This is a genomic window from Enterobacter sp. JMULE2 (assembly GCF_013337145.1).
In the GTDB taxonomy this organism is placed as follows: domain Bacteria; phylum Pseudomonadota; class Gammaproteobacteria; order Enterobacterales; family Enterobacteriaceae; genus Enterobacter; species Enterobacter mori.
Genome location: NZ_SGWD01000015.1, coordinates 127,640 through 142,410 on the forward strand (window position 1 = coordinate 127,640; position 14,771 = coordinate 142,410).

Genomic DNA, 14,771 nt, shown 5'->3' on the forward strand with positions numbered 1-14,771 from the left:
TAATTTAGATTGCTGATTGGGTTAGCCATCAACAACGGGTGTTGTAAGGTCATGGCAGGCCTGATATAACTGCTGCGCGGTCGCGCTGTGAAGGATTCAGGTGCGATATAAATTATAAAAGAGAGGAAGAGAACAGTGAATAAATCTCAACTGATTGACAAAATTGCTGCTGGTGCTGATATTTCTAAAGCTGCAGCTGGACGTGCGTTAGATGCATTAATTGCTTCTGTTACTGAATCTCTGCAGTCTGGGGACGACGTTGCGCTGGTAGGCTTCGGTACTTTTGCTGTTAAAGAGCGTGCTGCCCGTACTGGCCGCAACCCTCAAACCGGTAAAGAGATCACCATTGCTGCCGCTAAAGTGCCGGGTTTCCGTGCAGGTAAAGCGCTGAAAGACGCAGTAAACTGATTGCTTTCCCGCTTCAGGGAAGCCGAAAAGTACAAGGGCGCATCATTTGATGTGCCTTTTTTGTTTGTCCAGACCTGATTTGTGCGAGTTTATGCGAGTTGTGGGCTGACAATCGCCCCGTTTTCTTGTCACAATACGCCTTTACGCGCGACGGTAAGGATTTCCCGTCAGCGTCAGGTAACCAGTCACCTACAGCGGAGTGTTGTTACACCATGATGGACAGCTTACGCACGGCTGCTAACAGTCTCGTGCTCAAGATTATTTTCGGTATCATTATCGTGTCGTTCATTTTGACCGGCGTGAGCAGTTACCTTATCGGCGGTGGCGCGAACTATGCCGCAAAAGTGAACGGCCAGGAGATCAGCCGTGGGCAGTTCGAGAACGCTTTCGCCGGTGAACGTAACCGTATGCAGCAACAGCTGGGCGATCAATTCTCTGAACTGGCAGCGAACGAAGGCTATATGAAAACCTTGCGTCAGCAGACGCTTAATCGCCTTATCGATGAAGCGTTGCTGGATCAGTATGCAAAGGGACTGGGTCTGGGCATTAGCGATGAGCAGGTCAAAAAAGCCATCTTCTCAACCCCGGCATTCCAGTCTAACGGCAAATTCGACAACGCCCGTTACAACAGCATCGTAAACCAGATGGGCATGACTGCCGATCAGTACGCGCAGGCGCTGCGTAACCAGCTGACCACTCAGCAGCTCATCAATGCCGTTGTAGGCACCGATTTCATGCTCAAAGGTGAAACCGACGAACTGGCTGCGCTGGTGGCTCAGCAGCGTGTCGTGCGTGAAGCGACAATCGACGTGAATGCGCTGGCGGCAAAGCAGCAGGTGAGCGACGCAGAAGTTAACGCTTACTACGAGCAGAACAAGAACACTTTCGTTGCGCCTGAGCAGTTCCGCATTAGCTACATCAAACTGGATGCGGCTGCGCTGCAGGAAACCGCGACTGACGCGGAAATCCAGTCTTACTACGACCAGCATCAGGATCAGTTCACTCAGCCGCAGCGTAACCGCTACAGCGTGATTCAGACGAAGACCGAGGCAGATGCCAAAGCCGTGCTGGACGAGCTGAACAAAGGCGCTGATTTCGCGACCGTCGCGAAAGCAAAATCCACCGACATTATCTCTGCGAAAAACGGCGGTGATATGGGCTGGCTGGAAGATGCGACCACGCCGGACGAGCTGAAAAATGCCGGTCTGAAAGAGAAAGGCCAGCTGTCAGGCGTCGTTAAGTCTTCCGTTGGTTTCCTGGTCGTGCGTCTGGACGACATCACCGCGGCAAAAACCAAGCCGTTGGCTGACGTTCGCGACGATATCGCGGCGAAAGTGAAACAGGAAAAAGCGCTGGATGCTTATTACGCACTGCAGCAGAAAGTGAGCGATGCGGCGAGCAACGACAATGAATCTCTGGCGGGTGCAGAGCAGGCGGCGGGTGTCAAAGCGGTTGAAACAGGCTGGTTTGGACGCGACAACCTGCCGGAAGAGCTGAACTTCAAGCCGGTTTCTGACGCCATCTTCAACGGTGGTCTCGTGGGCGAGAACGGCACGCCGGGCAGCAACTCTGACATCATTACCGTTGACGGTGACCGTGCATTCGTTCTGCGTGTCAGTGAGCACAAAGCGGAAGCCGTTAAGCCGCTGGCGGAAGTGAAAGATCAGGTTGTTGCGCAGGTTAAGCACAACAAAGCTGAGCAGCAGGCAAAACTGGATGCTGAGAAGATCCTGGTTGACCTGAAAGCAGGTAAAGAGGACGCGCTGAAAGCCGCTGGCCTGAGCTTCGGTGAGGCGAAAACGCTGAGCCGTACCGGTCAGGACCCAATCAGCCAGGCCGCGTTTGGTCTGACGCTGCCTGCGAAGGATAAACCAAGCTTTGGCACCACAACCGATATGCAGGGTAACGTCGTTCTGCTGGCGCTGGATGAAGTGAAAGCGGGCACGCTGCCAGAAGCACAGAAGAAAGCGATGGTTCAGGGGATTACCCAGAACAATGCCCAGATTGCCTTCGAAGCCATGATGAGCAACCTGCGTAAAGAAGCAAAAATCAAGCTGGGTGATGTGATGACTCAGCAGCAGTAATTACGTGTCTGCTCGCAGATTTTCGTAACGCTCTGCAAAAACTAAAGGCCGCTTTCGCGGCCTTTTCCATTTCTGCAATCTGCTGTTTGTGCCCGTTTTACCCGGCGGCTATCGTGACGTGGCTGTCAACAAACAAGGAGATAACAGCATGAAACGTGGAATCAAAGCACTGTTAATTACGCTGGCCATTGCCACCACCGGGATGAGCGCGGGCGCGCTGGCGGTGACGCCCGCCGCTAAACCACAGGCTACGCAGAGCAAGTCTGACGCGGCAGCGTCGGTGCAGGGGCAAACCAAAGCGACTGACGTCGGTAAAAATACCGATGATGACGGTACGCGGGTAAGCATCAATTCGGCCTCTGCGGAAGATCTCGCCCGCGTCATGAATGGCGTCGGGCTGAAAAAAGCGCAGGCTATCGTCAGCTACCGCGAAGAGTATGGTCCTTTCAAAACGGTCGACGATCTCAAACAGGTACCGGGAATGGGGAGCGCGCTGGTTGAGCGCAACCTCTCACACCTGACGTTGTAATTACGCAATTTCTTGCACTGCGGCCAAATTTTGCCAGGATAAAGAGGTCATACCAGTTATGACCTCTCATCCTACAATAACAGTAAAGGCTATTGCGCTATGCAGACAAAAATCAAAGTACGCGGTTTCCATCTCGACGTTTACCAGCACGTGAACAATGCCCGCTATCTTGAGTTTCTTGAAGAGGCGCGCTGGGACGGGCTGGAAAACAGCGAAAGCTTTCAGTGGCTGACCGCGCACAACATCGCGTTCGTGGTCGTCAATATCAACATCAACTACCGCCGTCCGGCCGTGCTGGGCGATGTACTGACGGTGACCAGCCAGGTGCAACAGATCAATGGCAAAAGCGGGGTGTTAAGCCAGGTGGTGACGCTAGACCCGGAAGGGCAGGTGGTAGCTGATGCGATGATTACGTTTGTCTGTATCGATCTGAAAACGCAGAAAGCGCTGCCGCTGGAAGGGGAGTTGCGAGAAAAGCTGGAGCTGATGATCGCTTAGAAAATTTGTCTTTTATAAAAGACAAAAGGATTTTTCAGGGATAGAATAATGGACAGGGACTACGTTGTTGAACGTTACCGGACCCGTGACGGAAAAATTCCGTTCGAGGAGTGGGTAGCAAGGATGAGGCGTAAGGATCCGGAGACCGTTTTACGGATCCTTATGCGTATTAACCGCGCAATAAAACGTAATTTTGGAGATTACAAATACCTTAGAGAAGGTGTTTGGGAGATGCGAATTGATAGTGGTCCCGGTTACAGGATCTATTTTGCCGTAGAGCATCAGAGGGTCTTGTTGTTACTCATCGGGGGTGACAAGAAGAGTCAAAGAGAAGATGTTAAACAGGCGGTAGATTACTTGAAAGATCATCTATCGAAAGGAAAAACAGATGAGCACCTCTAAACGACAATATTCAAGTTCTGTCAGTCATCACGATGCGGTTGTGAAAATGCTTCGTGAGAACCCTTCCTATGCTCAACTTTACCTGCAAATAGCACTGGAAGAAATTTATGAAGATCAGGGGATCCCTGCCTATCTCATTGCACTCCGTCAGGTCATCGAATCCCGCGGCGGCATAGGTGAAATTGCTGCTAAATCGGGTCTTTCCCGTCAGCAGCTATACCGAACCTTGTCTGATAACGGCAACCCAACTCTGACAACGCTGATGAAGGTCACCCGTGCTGCCGGTGTGAAACTGTTCGACAGCACGGTCAAGTAGGCCTATTTAAGCCCGGTTTTTTTCTGCATCGCGGCCATCACGCCGACTTTATCGGCAAGATAATGGTTCAGCCCATTCGCACGCAGGTTACAGGCGGCACACTGGCCGCAACCGTCGCCTTTGATGCCGTTATAGCAGGTGAGGGTTTCGCTGCGAACAAGGTCCAGCTTGCCCCAGTAGTCCGCCAGCGCCCAGGTTTCGGCTTTATCCAGCCACATGAGCGGGGTTTCAAAGCGCGTCTCTTTCGCCATCCCCAGATTGACGGCGTGGTTTAACGCTTTCACAAACTCGTCGCGACAGTCCGGGTAGCCGGAGAAGTCGGTCTCGCACACGCCCGTGATCACCGCTTCGGCTTTTACCTGGTAAGCGTAGATCGCCGTCAGGGTCAGGAAGAGGATATTACGGCCCGGCACGAAGGTATTCGGAATGCCGCTGGCATCGGGTTCGTAGTCCGGGACGGGAATACTGTCCCGGGTGAGGCTGCTCACGGCCAGTTCATTTAACAGCGTAACGTCCAGCACCTTGTGCGCGCGTGCGCCCAGTTTCAGAGCCAGTTCACGGGCCACGTCGATTTCAGCGCGGTGGCGCTGACCATAATCGAAAGTCACGCAGTGAATTTCATCGTACTGATGAAGAGCCTGAACCAGGCAGGTAGTGGAATCTTGTCCTCCGCTGAACACGACGACAGCACGTTTCATAAATCATCTCGACAGTTACGGTAAAAACAGTATGTTAACGCCTGACTTCAGCGCCGACCAGCTTCTTCACGATTTGGGGGCAGGAAGCCAGGCTTCGGTGAAATCAAACCAGCCACGGGTATTAAGCCGGATACCATTAACGCCTGGTGGGGCGCTGATTTGATACTGGTAGTTAAATAGCGGTGTAATCACCGCATTTTCCATAAGCTGGCTAAAAATGGCTTTCAGGCCAGCATGCCGCGCCAGTTCATCGGGCTGGGTCTGAACCGCATCCAGCGTGGCTTGTAGATGAGCAAACTGTGGCGCGCTTAACAGGTGGGGCCAAAGCGCATCACAGCGTAGCCACTGCTCAAGCGTATACTCTGGCGCTTCCCCAATCAGCCTGTCACCCATCATGATATCCGCCTCAGCCAGTTGCTGGCATCCGTCCCATGTTTTGGCGTCGTGAAAAATGACCCTTAGCTCACAGCCTTGCTGTGTAAGATACTGTTTCAGCTGGTTTGCCATGGTGTGGAGTTCAACCGGCAGATGATAAATCAGCGTCAATGTCTCAGGCAGACGAACATCCGTTAAATCAGGCCACTGCGGTATACCCCAGCCGGGCAGGAGTTCTGCCGTTGGCGTGATCAACCCCTCATTCAACGGCAGCGTGTGCAGCAGCGTCGAGAGATGGATGATATTGATCAGCCGTTGTGCCTGCATTTTGTTCAGGCGTGGGCTGTGCTTCAGCGTGAGATAACAAAACCCCAGGCTGGTACTGCTGCTCACCAGCCGCAGGTTTTCCAGTTCATCAAGCTCGCCAATGGCGATTTGTACCGGATGACGACAGCTGGTGCCAAGTCCGTAGTCAAACAGCGTCGGCGTGATCCAGTATTCAATCGCTTTCAGCAGCGGGTGGCTAAGATGGTGCTGCTCGTGGCTTTCCAGACGAACCAATTCAGGATCGAACACGCTCAGTTTGAAAGGACCGCTACCCGTCATGGGCTGGTCGGGATGGGCGAGGCGACTGCAGTATGTCGCCAGGCGGTGCGCAAGCCAGTGATCCGGCTGATGGAGGGTAAATGTCAGACACTGCGGGTGGGTGACGTCAATGCGTAATACGCTCTGAAACAGCTTACGCAGGGCTGGCAGCACCAGCAGCGCCGTCAGGCTTCGCTGAAGCTGTGCCGTCTCGATTTTATCGCCGTTATGCCAGTGCAGGGTGGAACGGATGTAAAAGTGCCACCGCATGCCGTCTGCCGAGACCTCCCAGTGGTGCGCCAGATCCCCCGTCGGTTCGCTGCCGCTGCCGTGAAAGCGCGTCAGCCCGGAGAAAACGTGCCCGGCCAGATGTTGCTCCGCCCGACCGGGCAAAAATCCGGGATGAAGGGGATCCAGCGAGCGGTAGTAGGGGATACGCAGCGTAGGCGTATCATTTTGCCAGTGGCCGCCCAGAAATGGATGCAGCAGCGCACGTAAATCCTCAGGCGCAAGCTGTGCCAGTTCGAGGGCGTTATGTTGCTGCCCGCTTTTCAGCGCCTCTTCCATCATCACATTGCGCAGCGATTCCGGGGTGACGTGAAACGTCAGCTTACCCCGCTTTCCGCGACCAGACTGCGCTCGCCAGCTGAGCCATCCTGCCTCCTGAGCCTGACGCAGCAGCGTTCGGACATGCCGCTCGCTACAAAAACAGCGGGCGGCCAACTCGCTGATAGTGACCTGTTGCGTTGCACCCTCGGAAGGTTGCCACAGTCGCTGATACTGATTAAGACGATTAAGCTGGCGCATAAGAAACCCGGAACAATAATTATCATCTATTCACTATTACTTCCGTATATCTCACACGATACTGATACACAAGTTAATCGCTTCACATTTTCAGGAGTAATCATGGCCAGGCTTGCGGCATTTGATATGGACGGCACGCTGTTAATGCCGGATCACCGTCTGGGGGAGAAAACCCTGAGTACCCTGAAGCGCCTGCGCGAGCGTGATGTCACCCTGACGTTTGCCACCGGTCGTCATGTGCTGGAAATGCGCCATTTGCTGGGCGCGTTTTCCCTCGACGCCTTTCTGATCACCGGCAACGGGACGCGAATTCACTCTGTGGAAGGCGATGTGCTGCACCGACAGGATCTCAACCCTGAAGTGGCGGATATCGTGCTGCACAGCACCTGGGATACACAGGCCAGCATCCACGTCTTTAACGATGGGGGCTGGTTTACCGGCAGCGAAATCCCGGAATTACTGCACGCGCATGTTTACAGCGGCTTTAAATACCAGCTTATCGATCTGCGACGGATCCCCGCCCATGCGGTCACCAAGATCTGCTTTTGCGGCGATCATGACGATCTCTGTTGCTTACGGATTCAGCTGAATGAGGCGCTGGGCGACCGGGCGCATCTGACCTTCTCGGCGGTGGATTGTCTGGAAGTGCTGCCGGTGGGCTGTAACAAAGGTTCAGCCCTGGCGGTTCTGAGCGACCACCTGGGCTTAACGATGCAGGATTGCATGGCGTTTGGCGACGCCATGAACGACCGCGAGATGCTGGGCAGCGTCGGTCGCGGTCTGATCATGGGGAATGCGATGGCGCAGCTAAAAGCAGAACTTCCCCATCTGCCGGTTATCGGACACTGCGGCAATGAAGCGGTGTCCCATTTTTTGACGCATTGGCTGGACAACAACAACCTCCCGTATTCCCCCGAATAGTGAGACCCTTCCAGCAAGCCAGACTTCGGTCTGGCTTTTTTTATTTCACCAGCTCTGCAATCTGCGCTTTCCACGGGGCGATATCGCCGATGTTGGCCTGCACCCACTCCGCGTTGTAGTAGGTCTCGAGATAACGCTCGCCGCTGTCGCAGAGCAGCGTGACGATGGAACCGGTGCGGCCCTCTTCGCGCATGCGTGCGGCAAGCTGCAGTGCGCCCCACATATTGGTGCCCGTCGACGCGCCCACTTTGCGGCCAAGCTGCGTCTCCAGCCAGTGCGCCGTTGCCACGCTTGCGGCATCCGGCACGCGCATCATCTCATCCACGACGTCGGGAATGAAAGAGGGTTCCACGCGCGGGCGACCAATCCCTTCAATTTTACTGCCCACCGGGCTACGCAGTTCGGCGTTACGGTTTTGCCAGTAGTCGAGGAACACGGAGTTCTGGGGGTCAACCACCATCAGCTGGGTATCGTAGCCCTGACAGCGGATGTAGCGGCCGATAGTGGCAGACGTGCCGCCCGTACCGGCGCTCATTACAATGTACGACGGAACCGGGTGCGGCTCGTGGGTCATCTGGCGGAAAATACTGTCGGCAATGTTGTTATTGCCGCGCCAGTCGGTGGCTCGCTCGGCGAAGGTGAACTGGTCCATATAGTGGCCGTTCAGCTCGCGCGCCAGCATTTCAGAGGCGGCGTAGATTTCGCAGGCGCTTTCCACAAAGTGGCAGCGTCCGCCGTAAAATTCGATCTGTTCGATTTTGCGTCTGGCAGTGCAGGAAGGCATCACCGCGATAAACGGCAGGCCCAGCAGGCGGGCAAAATAGGCTTCAGACACCGCCGTTGAACCGGATGAGGATTCAATGATAGTGGTGCCTTCTTTAATCCAGCCGTTACATAAACCGTATAAGAACAGGGAACGTGCCAGACGATGCTTCAGGCTACCGGTAGGATGAGTGCTTTCGTCTTTCAGATAGAGCTGAATGCCGTCAAATCCCGGCAGGGAAAGGCGAATCAGGTGCGTATCCGCCGAGCGCTGATAGTCGGCATTGATTTCGCTGATCGCATGTTTAACCCAGGTGCTATTCATCGTAGTTATCCGTTTGTCATTTTGTGCCTAGCATAGCGAAAAGCACAGAAAAAATTGTTGCTATCTGGCCTTTAAAATAGAATGTAGGGAGAAAAATTTTCTCTGCGAGGTGGGTATGCTAGATAAAATTGACCGCAAGCTGCTTTCATTGTTGCAAACGGACTGCACCCTCTCTTTGCAGGCGTTAGCAGATGCCGTTAATCTGACCACCACACCGTGCTGGAAACGCCTCAAGAAGCTGGAAGATGACGGCGTGCTGCTGGGCCGTGTGGCGTTATTAGATCCCGAAAAACTGGGGCTTGGACTGACGGCCTTTGTCCTGATAAAAACGCAGCACCACAGCAGCGAATGGTATTGCCGCTTTGTCACTCAGGTTTCTGAGATGCCCGAGGTGCTCGGCTTCTGGCGTATGGCGGGAGAATACGATTACCTGATGCGCGTCCAGGTGGCCGATATGAAGCGCTATGATGATTTCTACAAGCGGCTGGTCAACAGCGTACCGGGCTTGTCGGATGTCACCTCAAGCTTCGCGATGGAACAGATAAAATACACCACAGCATTACCCATTGAATAACTTCGAAAAATACCTTCAGGAACAAACCGCGTGCGATTATTTGCCCAATTAAGCTGGTACTTTCGTCGGGAGTGGCAACGCTACCTCGGCGCGGTATGCCTGCTTATTATCATTGCCATCCTGCAGCTGATCCCGCCGAAAGTGGTGGGGTACGTCGTGGATGGCGTCACCGAACAGCATTACACCACCGCACGGGTGTTGATGTGGGTCGGCACGCTGGTGCTGACCGCGGTGATTGTATACCTGCTGCGCTACGTCTGGCGCGTGCTCTTATTCGGTGCGTCCTATCAGCTGGCCGTTGAGCTGCGTGAAGATTTTTACCGCCAACTGAGCCGCCAGCATCCTGAATTTTATCTGCGCCACCGGACCGGTGACCTCATTGCGCGCGCTACCAACGACGTGGACCGCGTGGTCTTTGCCGCCGGGGAAGGGGTGCTGACGCTGGTGGATTCACTGGTCATGGGCTGCGCTGTGTTGATTGTGATGTCGACCCAGATTAGCTGGCAACTGACCCTGCTGGCGCTGCTGCCAATGCCGCTGATGGCGCTGGCGATCAACCGCTACGGTGAAAAGCTCCACGAGCGTTTCAAGCTGGCGCAGGCGGCGTTTTCATCGCTCAACGATCGCACCCAGGAGAGTATGACCAGCATCCGCATGATCAAAGCCTTCGGCCTGGAAGACAGGCAGTCCGCACTGTTTGCCGCCGATGCGGCGGATACCGGCGCGAAAAACATGCGCGTGGCGCGTATTGACGCCCGGTTTGACCCGACGATCTATATCGCCATCGGCATGGCGAATATGCTGGCGATTGGCGGCGGGAGCTGGATGGTGGTGCAGGGTTCCATGACCCTCGGTCAGTTGACCAGCTTTGCCATGTATTTGGGGCTGATGATCTGGCCGATGCTGGCGCTGGCGTGGATGTTTAACATCGTTGAGCGCGGCAGCGCCGCGTACAGCCGTATTCGCGCGATGCTGGCGGAAGCGCCGGTGGTGAAGGACGGCAGCGAAGCCGTTCCCGACGGGCGCGGAACCGTGAAAGCCGATATTCAGTCGTTTAGCTATCCGCAGACGACGCATCCGGTGCTCGAAAGCGTGAACTTCACGCTGCAGCCCGGACAGATGCTGGGAATTTGCGGCCCAACGGGAGCCGGAAAAAGCACCGTTCTCTCTCTGCTGCAGCGCCACTTCGACGTGACGCAGGGCGATATTCGTTTTCATGACATTCCCTTGTCGAACCTGCTGCTGGACGGCTGGCGTAGCCGCCTGGCGGTGGTGAGCCAGACGCCGTTTTTATTCTCCGATACCATCGCGAACAATATCGCCCTCGGTCATCCTTCGGCAACACAGGACGAGATTGAACATGTGGCGCGCTTAGCCAGCGTTCATGACGATATTTTGCGTCTGCCGCAGGGCTATGAAACGGAAGTCGGCGAGCGCGGGGTGATGCTCTCAGGCGGACAAAAGCAGCGAATTTCGATCGCGCGTGCGCTGCTGCTGAATGCTGAAATCCTGATCCTGGACGATGCGCTTTCCGCCGTTGATGGTCGTACTGAGCATCAGATCCTGCACAATCTTCGTCAGTGGGGAGAAGGACGCACGGTGATCATCAGCGCCCACCGACTGTCGGCGCTGACGGAAGCCAGTGAAATTCTGGTGTTGCAGCATGGGCATATCGCCCAGCGCGGGCAGCACGAGCAGCTGGCGGAACAGCCGGGCTGGTATCGCGACATGTATCGTTATCAGCAGCTGGAAGCGGCGCTGGATGAGGAGGCGACCCATGCGTAAGCTCGGAACAATGTGGCCGACGCTCAAACGCCTTCTGGCCTACGGTTCGCCATGGCGTAAACCGCTTTCGGTTGCCGTGCTTCTGCTGTGGATTGCGGCGATTGCCGAAGTCAGCGGCCCCCTGCTTATCAGCTATTTCATCGACAATATGGTGGCGAAAAGCTATCTGCCGTGGGGGCTGGTCGCAGGCTTAGGTGTGGCCTACGTTGGGCTACAGTTAACGGCGGCAGGGCTGCACTATGCCCAGTCGCTGCTCTTTAACCGGGCAGCCGTGGGCGTGGTGCAGCAGCTGCGTACGGATGTCATGGATGCCGCGCTGCGCCAGCCGCTGAGCGAGTTTGACACCCAGCCGGTCGGGCAGGTAATTTCGCGCGTGACCAACGATACTGAAGTGATCCGCGATCTCTACGTCACCGTAGTGGCAACCGTGTTGCGCAGCGCCGCGCTAATCGGTGCGATGCTGGTCGCCATGTTCAGCCTCGACTGGCGTATGGCGCTGGTGGCGATCACTATCTTCCCGGCGGTGCTGATCGTTATGGTGATCTACCAGCGCTACAGCACGCCGATTGTTCGCCGGGTGCGCGCTTATCTGGCCGACATCAATGATGGCTTCAATGAAGTGATCAACGGCATGAGCGTCATCCAGCAGTTCCGCCAGCAGGCGCGCTTTGGCGAGCGCATGGGCGAAGCCAGCCGTTCGCACTATATGGCGCGTATGCAGACGTTACGTCTGGACGGCTTCCTGCTGCGTCCATTGCTTAGCCTGTTCTCGGCGCTGGTCCTCTGTGGGCTGCTGATGCTGTTTGGGCTGACAACGCGTGGAACCATTGAGGTTGGGGTGCTCTATGCCTTCATCAGCTATCTGGGGCGCCTTAACGAACCCCTAATTGAGCTCACTACCCAGCAATCGATGCTGCAACAGGCGGTGGTCGCCGGTGAACGCGTGTTCGAGCTGATGGACAGACCGCGTCAAACCTATGGCGATGATGAACGTCCTCTGCAAAGCGGTTCGATTGCTTTTGATAAGGTCTCGTTTGCTTACCGCGATGACCAGCTTGTCTTACAGGACATTAATCTTGAGGTACCGTCGCGCGGCTTCGTGGCGCTGGTGGGGCATACCGGCAGCGGCAAGAGTACGCTCGCCAGTCTGTTAATGGGCTACTATCCGTTAACGCAAGGTGAGATCCGCCTCGATGGACGCCCGCTTGCATCACTCAGCCACAATGTGCTGCGTAAGGGCGTCGCCATGGTGCAACAGGACCCGGTCGTACTGGCCGATACCTTCTACGCTAACGTCACGCTGGGTCGGCCTTTTACCCAGGAACAGGTCTGGGAGGTGCTGGAGAAAGTGCAGCTGGCCGATCTGGCGCGCGGGTTCAGTGAGGGTATCAATACGAAACTAGGCGAGCAGGGGAATAACCTCTCCGTAGGGCAGAAACAGCTGCTGGCCCTGGCGCGCGTGCTGATTGAAACGCCGCAGGTGCTGATTCTCGATGAAGCGACGGCCAGCATTGACTCCGGTACCGAGCAGGCCATCCAGCAGGCGCTAGCCGCTGTTCGGGATCACACCACGCTGGTGGTCATCGCGCATCGCCTCTCAACCATTGTCGATGCCGATACCATCCTGGTGCTGCATCGTGGACAGGCCGTTGAGCGAGGTACGCACAGACAACTGCTGGAAGAGAAAGGACGCTACTGGCAGATGTACCAGCTGCAGCTGGCAGGTGAAGAGCTGGCAGCCAGCGCGCGCGAAGAAGAGTCGCTGAGCGCCTGATGCACCAAAAACAGGCAAGCTGCTAACAGTCATTCCTGTTGGTGCAAAACTGAAACGCACTGTGCACTGCCATGGTGCGTTTTTTTTCACCCGTTCGGTATTGAACCCCATTCCTGGCTCATTGCCCGCCGTTTTCTCGCTGTTTTCAATTCTGGCACACCCCTTGCAATGTCCCTTACGTGTTAGCTGCGGCCATTACCGAATTCTGACTGGAGGGGATTTATGAAGCTGGTTACGGTTGTAATCAAACCATTCAAACTCGAAGACGTACGTGAAGCGTTGTCTTCAATGGGTATTCAGGGACTGACTGTCACCGAAGTGAAAGGCTTTGGTCGTCAGAAGGGTCATGCCGAGCTTTATCGCGGTGCGGAATACAGCGTGAATTTCCTGCCAAAAGTAAAAATCGATGTCGCGATTGCGGATGACCAGCTTGATGAGGTCATTGATGTCATCAGCAAAGCGGCCTACACCGGCAAAATTGGCGACGGCAAAATTTTCGTTGCCGAACTGCAGCGCGTCATTCGCATTCGTACCGGCGAATCTGACGAAGCGGCTCTGTAAGTAACTCCTGGCACACAGTGATAGGGATCGAGAAAATGAAGATAGCAACACTCAAAACGGCTCTGGGGTCGCTGGCACTGCTGCCGGGCCTGGCTCTGGCTGCGCCTGCCGTGGCAGACAAAGCCGATAACGCCTTTATGATGATTAGCACCGCGCTGGTGCTGTTCATGTCCATTCCGGGCATTGCGCTGTTTTACGGCGGCCTGATCCGCGGCAAGAACGTGCTCTCCATGCTGACGCAAGTTGCGGTAACGTTCGCGCTGGTCTGCGTGCTGTGGGTAGTTTACGGATACTCGCTGGCGTTCGGCACGGGCAATGCGTTCTTTGGTAACTTCGACTGGGTGATGCTGAAAAATATCGAGCTGACCGCGCTGATGGGCAGCTTCTATCAGTACATCCACGTCGCTTTCCAGGGATCGTTTGCCTGCATCACCGTCGGGCTGATTGTGGGTGCGCTTGCTGAGCGTATTCGTTTCTCTGCCGTTCTGATCTTCGTGGTGGTCTGGCTGACGCTCTCCTATGTGCCTATCGCGCATATGGTATGGGGCGGCGGTCTGCTGGCGAGCCATGGTGCGCTGGACTTTGCGGGCGGCACCGTTGTACACATCAACGCCGCAGTCGCGGGCCTGGTGGGTGCCTACCTGATTGGCAAACGTGTGGGCTTCGGGAAAGAAGCGTTCAAGCCGCACAACCTGCCGATGGTGTTTACCGGTACGGCGATTCTCTACTTTGGCTGGTTTGGCTTCAACGCAGGCTCTGCAAGTGCCGCTAACGAAATCGCCGCGCTGGCCTTCGTGAACACCGTTGTCGCAACGGCGGGTGCAATCCTCTCCTGGGTCTTTGGCGAGTGGGCCGTTCGCGGTAAACCGTCTCTGCTGGGTGCCTGTTCGGGTGCTATTGCCGGTCTGGTCGGTATCACGCCAGCCTGTGGTTACGTGGGTGTAGGTGGTGCGCTGCTGGTGGGGTTGGTTGCAGGCCTTGCGGGTTTGTGGGGCGTTACCGCTCTGAAACGTGTTCTGCGCGTTGACGACCCTTGCGATGTATTTGGCGTCCACGGCGTCTGCGGCATTGTCGGCTGTATCATGACCGGGATCTTTGCAGCCAAATCACTGGGCGGCGTGGGTTATGCGGAAGGCGTCACCATGGTTCACCAGGTGCTGGTACAGCTGGAAAGTATTGCCATCACCGTTGTGTGGTCTGCTGTCGTGGCCTTTATTGGCTATAAGCTGGCGGACATGACTGTCGGCCTGCGCGTACCGGAAGAGCAGGAACGCGAGGGTCTGGACGTCAACAGCCACGGCGAGAATGCGTATAACGCATGATCTGAGTGTCTTGCCGGGTGGCGGCTTCGCCTTACCCGGCCTACA

At 55.6% G+C, this 14,771-nt stretch carries 15 protein-coding genes; 12 read left to right on the forward strand and 3 right to left on the reverse strand.

Features of this window, described 5'->3' with window-relative positions:
• The first annotated feature begins 135 nt into the window (after nucleotides 1–135).
• The 6 genes from hupB to EXW94_RS18660 all read left to right on the forward strand — a co-directional run bounded on the left by hupB (nucleotide 136) and on the right by EXW94_RS18660 (nucleotide 4,237).
• Nucleotides 136–408 (forward strand): nucleoid-associated protein HU-beta, encoded by a 273-nt coding sequence (gene hupB, locus EXW94_RS18635; RefSeq protein ID WP_010428111.1) that lies wholly within the window; start codon nucleotides 136–138, stop codon nucleotides 406–408.
• 212 nt (nucleotides 409–620) lie between these two features.
• Nucleotides 621–2,492 carry a peptidylprolyl isomerase gene (gene ppiD / locus EXW94_RS18640; RefSeq protein ID WP_174340719.1) on the forward strand — a complete coding sequence of 624 codons (1,872 nt, stop codon included), beginning with the start codon at nucleotides 621–623 and terminating at the stop codon, nucleotides 2,490–2,492.
• A 148-nt stretch (nucleotides 2,493–2,640) separates the two neighbouring features.
• On the forward strand, nucleotides 2,641–3,021 hold the full coding sequence (locus EXW94_RS18645; protein WP_174340720.1) for a helix-hairpin-helix domain-containing protein: 381 nt from the start codon (nucleotides 2,641–2,643) through the stop codon (nucleotides 3,019–3,021).
• A 99-nt stretch (nucleotides 3,022–3,120) separates the two neighbouring features.
• Nucleotides 3,121–3,519, forward strand: coding sequence for a YbgC/FadM family acyl-CoA thioesterase (locus EXW94_RS18650; RefSeq protein ID WP_023334709.1), 399 nt, complete (start codon nucleotides 3,121–3,123; stop codon nucleotides 3,517–3,519).
• Nucleotides 3,520–3,567: 48 nt separating this feature from the next.
• Nucleotides 3,568–3,921 (forward strand): type II toxin-antitoxin system RelE/ParE family toxin, encoded by a 354-nt coding sequence (locus EXW94_RS18655; protein ID WP_108415717.1) that lies wholly within the window; start codon nucleotides 3,568–3,570, stop codon nucleotides 3,919–3,921.
• Nucleotides 3,908–4,237, forward strand: coding sequence for an addiction module antidote protein (locus EXW94_RS18660; protein ID WP_108415718.1), 330 nt, complete (start codon nucleotides 3,908–3,910; stop codon nucleotides 4,235–4,237). The genes EXW94_RS18655 and EXW94_RS18660 overlap by 14 nt, the downstream gene beginning before the upstream one ends.
• 2 nt (nucleotides 4,238–4,239) lie before the next feature.
• Here the strand turns inward: EXW94_RS18660 and queC are convergent, their stop codons facing one another.
• Together queC and EXW94_RS18670 are read right to left on the reverse strand one after the other, a co-directional pair.
• On the reverse strand, nucleotides 4,240–4,935 hold the full coding sequence (gene queC / locus EXW94_RS18665; protein WP_148400308.1) for a 7-cyano-7-deazaguanine synthase QueC: 696 nt from the start codon (nucleotides 4,933–4,935) through the stop codon (nucleotides 4,240–4,242).
• A gap of 66 nt (nucleotides 4,936–5,001) precedes the next feature.
• Nucleotides 5,002–6,702 (reverse strand): SgrR family transcriptional regulator, encoded by a 1,701-nt coding sequence (locus EXW94_RS18670; RefSeq protein ID WP_148400309.1) that lies wholly within the window; start codon nucleotides 6,700–6,702, stop codon nucleotides 5,002–5,004.
• Between the two features lie 102 nt (nucleotides 6,703–6,804).
• Here EXW94_RS18670 and cof point away from each other — a divergent pair, with 102 nt between their 5' ends.
• Nucleotides 6,805–7,623: an HMP-PP phosphatase gene (gene cof, locus EXW94_RS18675; protein WP_174340721.1), complete on the forward strand. Its 819-nt coding sequence runs from the start codon at nucleotides 6,805–6,807 to the stop codon at nucleotides 7,621–7,623.
• 40 nt (nucleotides 7,624–7,663) lie between these two features.
• Here the strand turns inward: cof and EXW94_RS18680 are convergent, their stop codons facing one another.
• Entirely contained in the window at nucleotides 7,664–8,710 is a 1,047-nt protein-coding gene (locus EXW94_RS18680) for a PLP-dependent cysteine synthase family protein (protein ID WP_174340722.1), read from the reverse strand.
• Nucleotides 8,711–8,825: 115 nt separating this feature from the next.
• Between EXW94_RS18680 and EXW94_RS18685 the strand changes: the two genes are divergently transcribed.
• From EXW94_RS18685 to amtB, 5 genes are all read left to right on the forward strand, one after another.
• A complete protein-coding gene (locus EXW94_RS18685) occupies nucleotides 8,826–9,284 on the forward strand; it encodes an Lrp/AsnC family transcriptional regulator (RefSeq protein WP_010428130.1) in 459 nt (152 codons plus the stop codon).
• Nucleotides 9,285–9,314: 30 nt separating this feature from the next.
• A complete protein-coding gene (locus EXW94_RS18690; RefSeq protein WP_174340723.1) occupies nucleotides 9,315–11,069 on the forward strand; it encodes a SmdA family multidrug ABC transporter permease/ATP-binding protein in 1,755 nt (584 codons plus the stop codon).
• Nucleotides 11,062–12,843 (forward strand): SmdB family multidrug efflux ABC transporter permease/ATP-binding protein, encoded by a 1,782-nt coding sequence (locus tag EXW94_RS18695; protein ID WP_148400310.1) that lies wholly within the window; start codon nucleotides 11,062–11,064, stop codon nucleotides 12,841–12,843. Before EXW94_RS18690 ends, EXW94_RS18695 begins: the two co-directional genes overlap by 8 nt.
• A 222-nt stretch (nucleotides 12,844–13,065) precedes the next feature.
• Nucleotides 13,066–13,404 (forward strand): P-II family nitrogen regulator, encoded by a 339-nt coding sequence (gene glnK / locus EXW94_RS18700; RefSeq protein ID WP_008503304.1) that lies wholly within the window; start codon nucleotides 13,066–13,068, stop codon nucleotides 13,402–13,404.
• Between the two features lie 35 nt (nucleotides 13,405–13,439).
• Entirely contained in the window at nucleotides 13,440–14,726 is a 1,287-nt protein-coding gene (gene amtB, locus EXW94_RS18705) for an ammonium transporter AmtB (protein ID WP_042714776.1), read from the forward strand.
• Nucleotides 14,727–14,771 lie beyond the last annotated feature (45 nt).

Coding starts and splice junctions, on each gene's coding strand:
- EXW94_RS18670 (WP_148400309.1), bottom strand. CDS start 6,702: ATGCGCCAGCTTAATCGTCTTAATCAGTATCAGCGACTGTGGCAACCT.
- glnK (WP_008503304.1), top strand. CDS start 13,066: ATGAAGCTGGTTACGGTTGTAATCAAACCATTCAAACTCGAAGACGTA.
- EXW94_RS18655 (WP_108415717.1), top strand. CDS start 3,568: ATGGACAGGGACTACGTTGTTGAACGTTACCGGACCCGTGACGGAAAA.
- EXW94_RS18685 (WP_010428130.1), top strand. CDS start 8,826: ATGCTAGATAAAATTGACCGCAAGCTGCTTTCATTGTTGCAAACGGAC.
- EXW94_RS18695 (WP_148400310.1), top strand. CDS start 11,062: ATGCGTAAGCTCGGAACAATGTGGCCGACGCTCAAACGCCTTCTGGCC.
- amtB (WP_042714776.1), top strand. CDS start 13,440: ATGAAGATAGCAACACTCAAAACGGCTCTGGGGTCGCTGGCACTGCTG.
- EXW94_RS18650 (WP_023334709.1), top strand. CDS start 3,121: ATGCAGACAAAAATCAAAGTACGCGGTTTCCATCTCGACGTTTACCAG.
- cof (WP_174340721.1), top strand. CDS start 6,805: ATGGCCAGGCTTGCGGCATTTGATATGGACGGCACGCTGTTAATGCCG.
- queC (WP_148400308.1), bottom strand. CDS start 4,935: ATGAAACGTGCTGTCGTCGTGTTCAGCGGAGGACAAGATTCCACTACC.
- EXW94_RS18645 (WP_174340720.1), top strand. CDS start 2,641: ATGAAACGTGGAATCAAAGCACTGTTAATTACGCTGGCCATTGCCACC.
- EXW94_RS18680 (WP_174340722.1), bottom strand. CDS start 8,710: ATGAATAGCACCTGGGTTAAACATGCGATCAGCGAAATCAATGCCGAC.
- ppiD (WP_174340719.1), top strand. CDS start 621: ATGATGGACAGCTTACGCACGGCTGCTAACAGTCTCGTGCTCAAGATT.
- EXW94_RS18660 (WP_108415718.1), top strand. CDS start 3,908: ATGAGCACCTCTAAACGACAATATTCAAGTTCTGTCAGTCATCACGAT.